Origin of the sequence: Mesorhizobium sp. M7A.F.Ca.AU.001.01.1.1 (genome assembly GCF_004022735.1) — a bacterium.
GTDB lineage: Bacteria > Pseudomonadota > Alphaproteobacteria > Rhizobiales > Rhizobiaceae > Mesorhizobium > Mesorhizobium ciceri.
Map to the genome: position 1 here is coordinate 1 of NZ_RZPF01000228.1, position 8537 is coordinate 8537.

General features: G+C 62.4%; 6 protein-coding genes and 1 pseudogene. All 7 read left to right on the forward strand.

The features are described 5' to 3' along the window. Positions 1 to 241 precede the first annotated feature (241 nt). The 7 genes and pseudogenes from EN884_RS15800 (at position 242) to EN884_RS15830 (ending at position 8371) form a co-directional block, all read left to right on the forward strand. The gene (locus tag EN884_RS15800) at positions 242 to 1756 is read left to right on the forward strand and encodes a leucyl aminopeptidase (RefSeq protein ID WP_063167980.1); all 1515 of its coding nucleotides are present in this window, start codon (positions 242 to 244) and stop codon (positions 1754 to 1756) included. A gap of 52 nt (positions 1757 to 1808) precedes the next feature. Then, positions 1809 to 2714 (forward strand): proline iminopeptidase-family hydrolase, encoded by a 906-nt coding sequence (locus EN884_RS15805; RefSeq protein WP_027161573.1) that lies wholly within the window; start codon positions 1809 to 1811, stop codon positions 2712 to 2714. An 18-nt stretch (positions 2715 to 2732) separates the two neighbouring features. After that, positions 2733 to 4394, forward strand: a complete 1662-nt coding sequence (locus EN884_RS15810; protein WP_024503325.1) for an ABC transporter substrate-binding protein — start codon at positions 2733 to 2735, stop codon at positions 4392 to 4394. A gap of 39 nt (positions 4395 to 4433) precedes the next feature. Then, positions 4434 to 5450, forward strand: a complete 1017-nt coding sequence (locus EN884_RS15815; protein ID WP_063167981.1) for an ABC transporter permease — start codon at positions 4434 to 4436, stop codon at positions 5448 to 5450. Then, a pseudogene (locus tag EN884_RS15820) lies at positions 5450 to 6420 on the forward strand (ABC transporter permease). Before EN884_RS15815 ends, EN884_RS15820 begins: the two are co-directional and overlap by 1 nt. After that, complete coding sequence (locus EN884_RS15825; RefSeq protein ID WP_024503324.1) at positions 6417 to 7376, forward strand: ABC transporter ATP-binding protein; 960 nt, start codon at positions 6417 to 6419, stop codon at positions 7374 to 7376. Before EN884_RS15820 ends, EN884_RS15825 begins: the two are co-directional and overlap by 4 nt. 8 nt (positions 7377 to 7384) lie before the next feature. After that, positions 7385 to 8371 carry a dipeptide ABC transporter ATP-binding protein gene (locus EN884_RS15830; protein WP_013531723.1) on the forward strand — a complete coding sequence of 329 codons (987 nt, stop codon included), beginning with the start codon at positions 7385 to 7387 and terminating at the stop codon, positions 8369 to 8371. The last annotated feature ends 166 nt before the right edge of the window (positions 8372 to 8537 follow it).

An 8537-nucleotide genomic window follows, 5' to 3' on the forward strand; every position in this document is an offset into this window, starting at 1 on the left:
ATCATGAATTGTGAGTTGAGTTTTTGTCAATCGACATGGGCAGAATTCGCGTTTGATCGCCTGCCCTGTTAGGGGATACCCAGATGACAAGAGCAATTAAGTCGTCTCAAGAAAGCGACTATTTGGGGACCGGCATTATACCACGAACGGCGGAGACCGGCTTGACCAGTCTCCACCGGGGTGAGCGAAGCGTTGCTCGCTACCCGGCTGGTATTGCCGCAATCGGAGAGAGCGCCAGCCTATGCCTCAATCGCCAGCGCCGGTTTTCGAGACCGCGGACGAGATTTCCTCGGAAGCCTCCGTCGTCGTGATCTTGCAAACTGCCCAAACAGGCTTCGGCCCGCGGGCAGCCGCCTTGGATGCCGAGATGGGCGGGATTCTCTCGCGCGCCTGCTCCGACCCGGCCGCCTTGATCGAATCCGGCACCTGCATCGATCTTATTGCCCCGCAGTCCGTATCGACCAAGCGCGTGGTCGTCCTGGCCCTGGGCAAAGCTGAAGCCGTAACCACCCTATCACTGGCGCGCGCCGGCGGTCTGCTTGCCGCGCATCTCGAGGGCAAGGGGGAATGCGCGCCCACCCTGGTCCTGGACCCGATCGCCGGCGTTGACCTGCCCGGCGCCGAAATCCTGGCGCGTGTCGCGCTTGGCATGCGGCTACGCCGCTATCGTTTCGATATGCGCAACCGGCGGCAAGGGGCGGGAGCGGATAGAACCTTGCGGGTGAAACTGGTAGGGGCTCGCGGCCCGGATCTGACAGCGGCGCTGGCGCGGATCAATGCCATCGCCGACGGCGTCGAATATGCACGCACCTTGGTCAACCTGCCGCCGAACCATCTCCATCCAGACAATTTCCACGATCATCTTGAGCCCCTGCGTGAAGCCGGCATCGACATCGAAATGCTTGATGCCGCGCAACTGAAGGAGCTCGGCATGAACGCGCTTCTTGCTGTCGGATCGGGCTCGGCGCGCCCGCCGCGGGTCGCTGTCCTGCGCTACCGGGGCAAGGGTGCTCCCGCCCAACCACTCGCTTTCGTCGGCAAGGGCGTCTGCTTCGATTCGGGCGGCCTCTGCATCAAGGGCGGAGCGCAGATGTTCGACATGAAAGCCGACATGGGCGGAGCGGCCGCTGTGGTCGGCCTGCTGATCGCACTCGCCCGGCAAGGCAGCCCGGTACACGTTGTCGGTGTTCTCGGCATTGCGGAGAACATGCCATCCGGCACGGCGCTCAAACCGCGCGACATCATCACGACGGCGTCCGGACAGACAGTGGAAGTGTTCGACACGGATGCGGAGGGACGCCTGCTTCTGGCCGACTGCCTCCACTATGCAGCCACGCGCTTCAACCCTTTAGTGATCGTCGATCTGGCAACGCTGACCTATTCGGTGACGCGTGGGTTGGGGTCGATATTCGCCGGCCTGTTCAGCACCGACGATGCCATCGCGTCACAGATGATCGCGGCCGGAGAAACGGTCGGCGAGCGGTTCTGGCGGCTGCCGCTCGATCGGGCCTACGACGAGGGCCTGCAATCGCCGTTCGCGGACCTGCGGCATCATGCCAAGGATATGGAAGATGGCGATGCTCCCTATGCCGCAGCCTTCCTGCGCCATTTCACGGAAGATCGCCCCTGGGTGCATCTCGACATCGCCAGCAAGGAACTGACCGACACCGATCGGCCGCTCGGCAGGCAAGGTGCCACGGCATTTGGCGTGCAGATGCTGGAAGAGTGGGTGCAGGTCACCCGTAACATGAGTTAGGCGCCTGCCGCCGCGGACGATAAAAGTACCTTCAATCGCACTGGGAATTGGGATGTCATCTGAGATCATCGGCATGGAAGGACGGGCCGCTTTTGGCGCCTACGAGACCTGGTATCGGGTCAGTGGCGAACTCGGCGGCGAAAAGGCGCCTGTGGTGATCCTGCATGGCGGCCCGGGCGTCGCTCACAACTATGTCGATGCCTACAAGCTTCTTGCGCGAAGGGATCGCGCCGTCATCCACTACGACCAGTTGGGCTGCGGCAATTCCACCTTGCTGCCTGAGAAAGGCGCCGATTTCTGGACACCTGGGCTGTTCATCGACGAGCTTGAAAACCTCGTCGACCACCTCGGCATTCGGACAGGCTTCCACGTGCTCGGCCAGAGCTGGGGCGGTATGCTGGGCGCCGAATATGCCGTGACGCGGCCGCAAGGCCTGAAATCGCTGACCATAGCCAACTCACCGGCGTCCATGAAACTGTGGGTCGAAGAGGCCAACCGGTTGCGTGCGGATCTGCCCGCGGATGTGCAGGAGACCCTGACCCGACACGAACAGGCCGGCACGACGGACGATGCGGCTTACCAGGCTGCGACGATGGTGTTCTACGAGCGGCATGTCTGCCGGGTCGTGCCTTTCCCGCCCGAAGTCACGGAAAGTTTCGCCCAGGTCGTGCGCAATCCGACCGTCTATAATCTGATGAATGGGCCAAACGAGTTCCATGTCATCGGAACGCTGAGGAACTGGAGCATCGTCGAGCGCCTGCCGGCCATCGATGTTCCCACACTGATCATCTCCGGACGTCACGACGAGGCCACGCCCGCGACCGTGCAGCCCTACAAGGACGGCATCAAGGGGTCTCGCTGGGAGATATTCGAGCATTCCAGCCACATGCCGCATGTCGAAGAGCAAGATGCGTGCATGCGGGTGGTGGGAGACTTCCTGGACCACAACGATAACTGAAAAAAGGGGAATCAAGACATGAAGAAACTGCTTCTGGCGGCAACAGCCGCGGCATTGCTGGCCGGTACATGGCTGGCCCCGGCACAGGCCGAATATCTCAAGGAGCACCGAGGCGGCACCATCCGCCTGCTGGCCCGCTCCGCGGCCGGAACGCTCGATCCGCACATCAATTACACGGACCAGGGCTGGCAGATGTACCAGCCGATCTATGACGGCCTGGTGGCCTTCCGCAAGGCCGAGGGCATGGACGGTTTCACCATCGTCCCCGATCTGGCCGAGGCCCTGCCGCAGGTCAGCAATGACGGCAAGACCTTCACCTTCAAGCTGCGCAAGGGCATCAAGTTCTCCAGCGGCCAGGATCTTGGCGTGAAGGACGTCGTCGCTTCTTTCCAGCGCATCTTCAAGGTTTCCGGACCCACCTCCGGCACGTTCTATGCCGGCATCGTCGGGGCGGACAAATGCCTGGCCGACACCAAGAGCTGCACGCTGGAAGGCGGCGTTGTCGGCGACGAAGCGGCCGGCACCATCACCATCAACATCACCAAGCCGGATGCCGAGCTGCTCTACAAGCTTGCCTTGCCGCATGCCGTGGTCCTGCCGGCGGACACGCCCGCTGAAGACATGGGTTCCAAGCCCATTCCCAGCACCGGCGCGTACATGATCTCCGCCTTCGACCCGAACAAGGGCATGACGGTTTCCCGCAACCCCAATTTCAAGCAGTGGAGCGAAGAAGCCCAGCCGGACGGCTATCCGGATGTCGTCCAATATGATTTCGGCCTGTCCGAAGAGGCAGCCGTCACCGCGATCCAGAACGGCGAAGCGGACTGGATGTTCGACGCTCTGCCGAGCGACCGCCTGGGCGAACTGGGCAGCAAGTCCATGGACCAGCTGCACATCTCGCCGCTTTCGGCTTGGTGGTACGCGCCGCTGAACAACCGTCTCGCACCCTTCGACAACGAAAAAGCCCGCCAGGCCGTTGCCTATGCGATCGATCGCAACACGCTGGTCAAGCTGTTCGGCGGCAAGGTGCTGGCCTCGCCGGTCTGCCAGGTCCTGCCTCCGGACTTCCCCGGGCATGAAGACTATTGTCCCTTCACCAAGAACCCGGGCGCCAAATGGTCGGCTCCTGATCTCGACAAGGCAAAGCAGCTCGTTGAGGACTCCGGCACCAAGGGCCAGAAGGTGACGATCATCGTCGAGGACACCGCCATTTCGCGCTCCATCGGCGTCTATCTGCAGAGCGTGCTGACCAGCATCGGCTATGTCGCCGACGTCAAGCCGATCTCGTCGAACATCCAGTTCACCTACATCCAGAACACCAACAACAAGGTGCAGATGTCCGTCACCCAGTGGTACAAGGACTATCCGGCGGCTTCGGACTTCCTGAACATCCTGTTCAGCTGCGCCTCCTTCCGCGAAGGTTCGGACGCCTCGATCAACATCGCCGGCTTCTGCGACAAGGAAATCGACGCCAAGATGCAAAAGGCATTGGACCTCGGCGTCACCGATCAGAAAGCCGCCGATAAAATGTGGGCTGAAATCGACAGGCAAGTCACCGACAAGGCACCTGCGGTCGGCCTCTTTACGCCGAAGCGGCTAGACTTCGTCAGCAAACGTCTTGGCAATTTCAAGTTCAACAGGCAGTTCAACTGGATGATCACCCAATCCTGGGTACAATAATGGCCTGGGTGCAGTAACGAACCGCGGAGGGGCACGTCCGTGTCGAACGTAGCTGTCGCCGCGCCGCGCAAGACGCGAGGGCCCTGGGCCGTCGCGTTTGCGAAGCTGGCAAGGGACAGGGCCGCCATGGCGTCGCTGGCCGTGTTCCTCCTCATCGTCCTTGCCTGCCTCAGTGCGCCTCTTTATGCGAAATGGGCAGGCGTGGACCCCTTCGCCTCGACGCTCGACGCCGTCATCCAGATCGACGGTGCCGACGTTCCGGTGATGGAACAATCGACGGAGGGGCTCGGGCTTGGCTACACACCGCTCGGCCCGACCTGGCGGCTGGGCAATTATTTCCTCGGCGCCGACAGCCAGGGGCGCGATGTCATGGCCAGGATGCTCTATGGCGGGCTGAGCTCGTTGCTGATCTCCGGAGCAGCAACCATCTTCACCCTGATCCTGGGCACGGCGGCGGGATTGATCGCCGGCTATTTCGGCGGCGTCACCGACACGGTGCTGTCGCGCTTCCTCGACATACTGTGGGCGTTCCCCATTTATCTGCTGGCGATTTCGCTCTCCATCGTCACCATCGCGCATGGCATCACGATAGGACCGATCCAGATCGAGTCCGGCAGTCTGTGGCTGCCTGTCATCATCATCGGTATCGTCTACGTGCCCTATGTGGCTCGTCCGATACGCGGGCAGGTTCTGGCACTGCGCAAAAGCGAATTCGTGCTCGCCGCGATCAATCTGGGCGTGCCGGGGTGGCGCATCCTGTGGCGCGACATCCTGCCCAACGTCACCACGACGCTGATCGTCTTCGTGCCGCTGATGATGGCGCTGAACATGCTTACGGAATCAGCCCTTTCCTTCCTTTCGATCGGCGTGCAGCCGCCGGCCGCGAGCTGGGGCACCATCATCCAGGACGGACAGGCGCTGCTCTACACCAGGCCACTGGTGGCGCTGGTGCCGGGCCTGGCGATCGCGGTTTCCGTCATGGCGCTCAATGTCTTCGGCGACGGTCTGCGCGACGCGCTCGACCCGCGCTCCAAGGTTCGGCTGGGGCGCGACTGATGATCTACGCAATCCTGCGCCGGTTCGGCCAGATGCTGTTCGTGATGTTCGGCATCTCGGTCATCGTCTTCCTGATTTTCTTCGCAACGCCGGGCTCCGATCCGGCGGCGCGCATCGCCGGCCGCAATGCATCGCCCGAAGTGCTGGAGGCGGTACGCCACAGCTTCGGCTTCGACCGGCCGCTCTACGTGCAATATGTGACGATGATGGAGAAGATCTTCGTCACCGGCGATCTGACCTCCTTCGTCAATCGTGGCTGGAAGGTGGTGCCGGCGGTCATGGATTCGATCCCGGTCACGCTCTCGCTGGTGTTCGGAGCGGCGATCCTGTGGGTGGTCGTCTCCATCATCATCGGCATCGCCGCCGCCGCCACGCGCGGCAGCTGGCTGGATAAGCTGCTGATGGCGCTAGGGCTGCTCGGTATTTCGATGCCGGTGTACTGGTTGGGCGAGGTGATGAACCTGATCACCCAGAGCCGCTACCACGACAGCTGGGCGTTCTCCTGGGTGCCGCCGCTCGGCTACAAGAACTTCTCCGACGATCCAAAGGGCTGGTTCCTGACCCTGGTCATTCCGTGGATCACGCTGTCCATTCTCTACATCGGCATTTATGGGCGCGTGCTGCGCGCGGCGATCATCGAATCCCTGCAGGAGGACTTATCCGTACGGCCCGGGCCAAGGGCCTGTCGGAGACCCGCATCCTGCTGCGCCATGCCTTGCGCACGTCGCTCATCGCCTTCGTCACCTTGTTCGGCCTGGATTTCGGTGCGCTGGTCGGAGGCTCGGCCCTGCTGACGGAGGTGGTGTTCGGGCTGCACGGCATCGGCAAGCTCACTTATGACGCGCTGCAGAATCTCGATCTGCCGATGATCATGGCAACGGTGATGTACGCTTCGATGTTCGTGGTTGTTGCCAATGCGGTGGTCGATTTCGTCTACATCCTTCTCGATCCGCGCCTGAGGACATCATGATACTGTCGGTGCGCGACCTCAAAGTATCCTTCCGCACAAATGATGGCCTGGTGCGGGCCATCGATGGCGTTTCCTTCGACCTCGAGGAGAGCGAGATCCTCGGCGTCGTCGGTGAGTCCGGTTCCGGCAAGACCGTGTCGCTGCTGGCCGTCATGGGTCTGATCACCGATCCCAACGCCACCATCGAAGGCTCGATCCGTTACAAGGGCCGCGAACTGGTGGGACTGCCCGCGCGCGAACTGAGGCGGCTGCGCGGCAACGAGATCGCGATGATCTTCCAGGATCCGATGACCGCGTTGACGCCTGTCTACACGATCGGCTGGCAGATCGCCGAACAGATCCGCGCGCATCGCAACATCAGCAAGTCCAAGGCGATGGAGCGCGTGGAGGAATTGCTGGCCGAGGTGAATTTTCCGAACCCGCACGAGGCGATGTCGCGCTACCCGCACCAACTGTCCGGCGGCATGCGTCAACGGGCGGTGATCGCAATGGCTTTGTCCTGCAATCCGGCGTTGCTGGTGGCTGACGAACCGACCACGGCGCTCGACGTCACCGTACAGGCCGGCATTCTCGATCTGGTGCGCAAGCTGCGCGCGACGCACAAGTCGGCGGTGGTCTTCATCACGCATGACATGGGCGTGGTCTCCGAACTCGCCGACCGGGTCATGGTCATGTATGCCGGCCGCGTGGTGGAGCGCGGCAGTCGCGCGGAGCTGTTTTCCGATCCGCGACACCCCTATACGCGCGCGCTGCTCGGTTCGATCCCGCCGCTGACCGGCGAAAAACCACGCCGCCTGCCGGCCATTCCCGGTTCGCCGCCGTCATTGCTGCGATTGCCGCAGGGCTGTGCGTTCGGTCCGCGGTGCCCGGTTCACTATGAGCCCTGCGAGGCCGGCAAACCCGACCTCGGGAGCGGCACTCATGCCGCGGCGTGCTTCAGGGTGGCACAGGCATGAGCGGATCGATGACCGACAAGAATCGCCCCATTATCGAGACGCGTTCGCTGGGCAAGCGCTTTTCGATCGGCAGCCGTTTTTCCGCCGAAGGCAAGCGAACCGTTCATGCGGTCGACAATGTTTCCCTGACCGTGTGGCGCGGCGAGACGGTCGGCCTGGTCGGCGAATCCGGATGCGGCAAGTCCACGCTGGCGCGCTGCCTGGTGAGGCTCTACGACATATCGGACGGCGAGCTTTTGTTCGAAGGCAACGATATCACCTCGAAGTCGCTGTCCGAACTCAGGCCGCTCCGGCGCCGCTTGCAAATGGTTTTCCAGGATCCGTCGGCATCGCTCAATCCGCGCCGGCGCGTCGGCGACCTGGTGGCCGAGCCGCTGCGCATCCATGGCAGGCTCTCGTCGAGCGAGATCACCAGACGCGTGGCGGAACTGTTCGACCTTGTCGGCCTGCTGCCGGATCACGTCATGCGGTTTCCGCACGAATTTTCCGGCGGGCAACGCCAGCGCGTCGGCATCGCGCGGGCTATTGCATTGAACCCGGACCTCGTGGTCCTGGACGAACCCGTCTCCGCGCTCGACGTGTCGGTGCAGGCGCAAATCGTCAACCTGCTTGCCGATCTGCAGGAGAAGCTCAATCTCACTTACATCTTCATCGCCCACGACCTGTCGGTGGTACGTCAGGTTTCAACCCGCATAGCGGTCATGTATCTCGGCTCGATCGTCGAAGAAGGGCCGGCGGAAGAAGTGTTTGCAGCACCGGCCCATCCCTATAGCCAGGCGCTGATCTCGGCGGTTCCTATCGTGGAGACGACGCCCAGCGGGACGCGCAAGCGCATCATCCTCACCGGCGACGTACCGAGCCCTCTGAACCCTCCAACCGGCTGCCGTTTCCATCCCCGATGCCCGATCGCGGCGGAGCGCTGCCGTTCGGAGCGGCCGCAGTTGCGGGAATACCGACCCGGTCGCAAAGTCGCCTGCCACTTTCCGACGATGTAGGCGACACTCACCACCGCACAGGTGATCGCCTTCGCCTGACAGATTTCTCAAAAAATTCCATTTTTTGGCTGGAACCAACCGGCTGTTGGTGCGTTTGGTGGGGTTCGATCGAGCGCATTGCGGTCGACCGGGAGGAAACGATGGATCAATTGCATTTCTTTTCGCC

Coding starts and splice junctions, on each gene's coding strand:
- EN884_RS15800 (WP_063167980.1), top strand. CDS start 242: ATGCCTCAATCGCCAGCGCCGGTTTTCGAGACCGCGGACGAGATTTCC.
- EN884_RS15805 (WP_027161573.1), top strand. CDS start 1,809: ATGTCATCTGAGATCATCGGCATGGAAGGACGGGCCGCTTTTGGCGCC.
- EN884_RS15810 (WP_024503325.1), top strand. CDS start 2,733: ATGAAGAAACTGCTTCTGGCGGCAACAGCCGCGGCATTGCTGGCCGGT.
- EN884_RS15825 (WP_024503324.1), top strand. CDS start 6,417: ATGATACTGTCGGTGCGCGACCTCAAAGTATCCTTCCGCACAAATGAT.
- EN884_RS15830 (WP_013531723.1), top strand. CDS start 7,385: ATGACCGACAAGAATCGCCCCATTATCGAGACGCGTTCGCTGGGCAAG.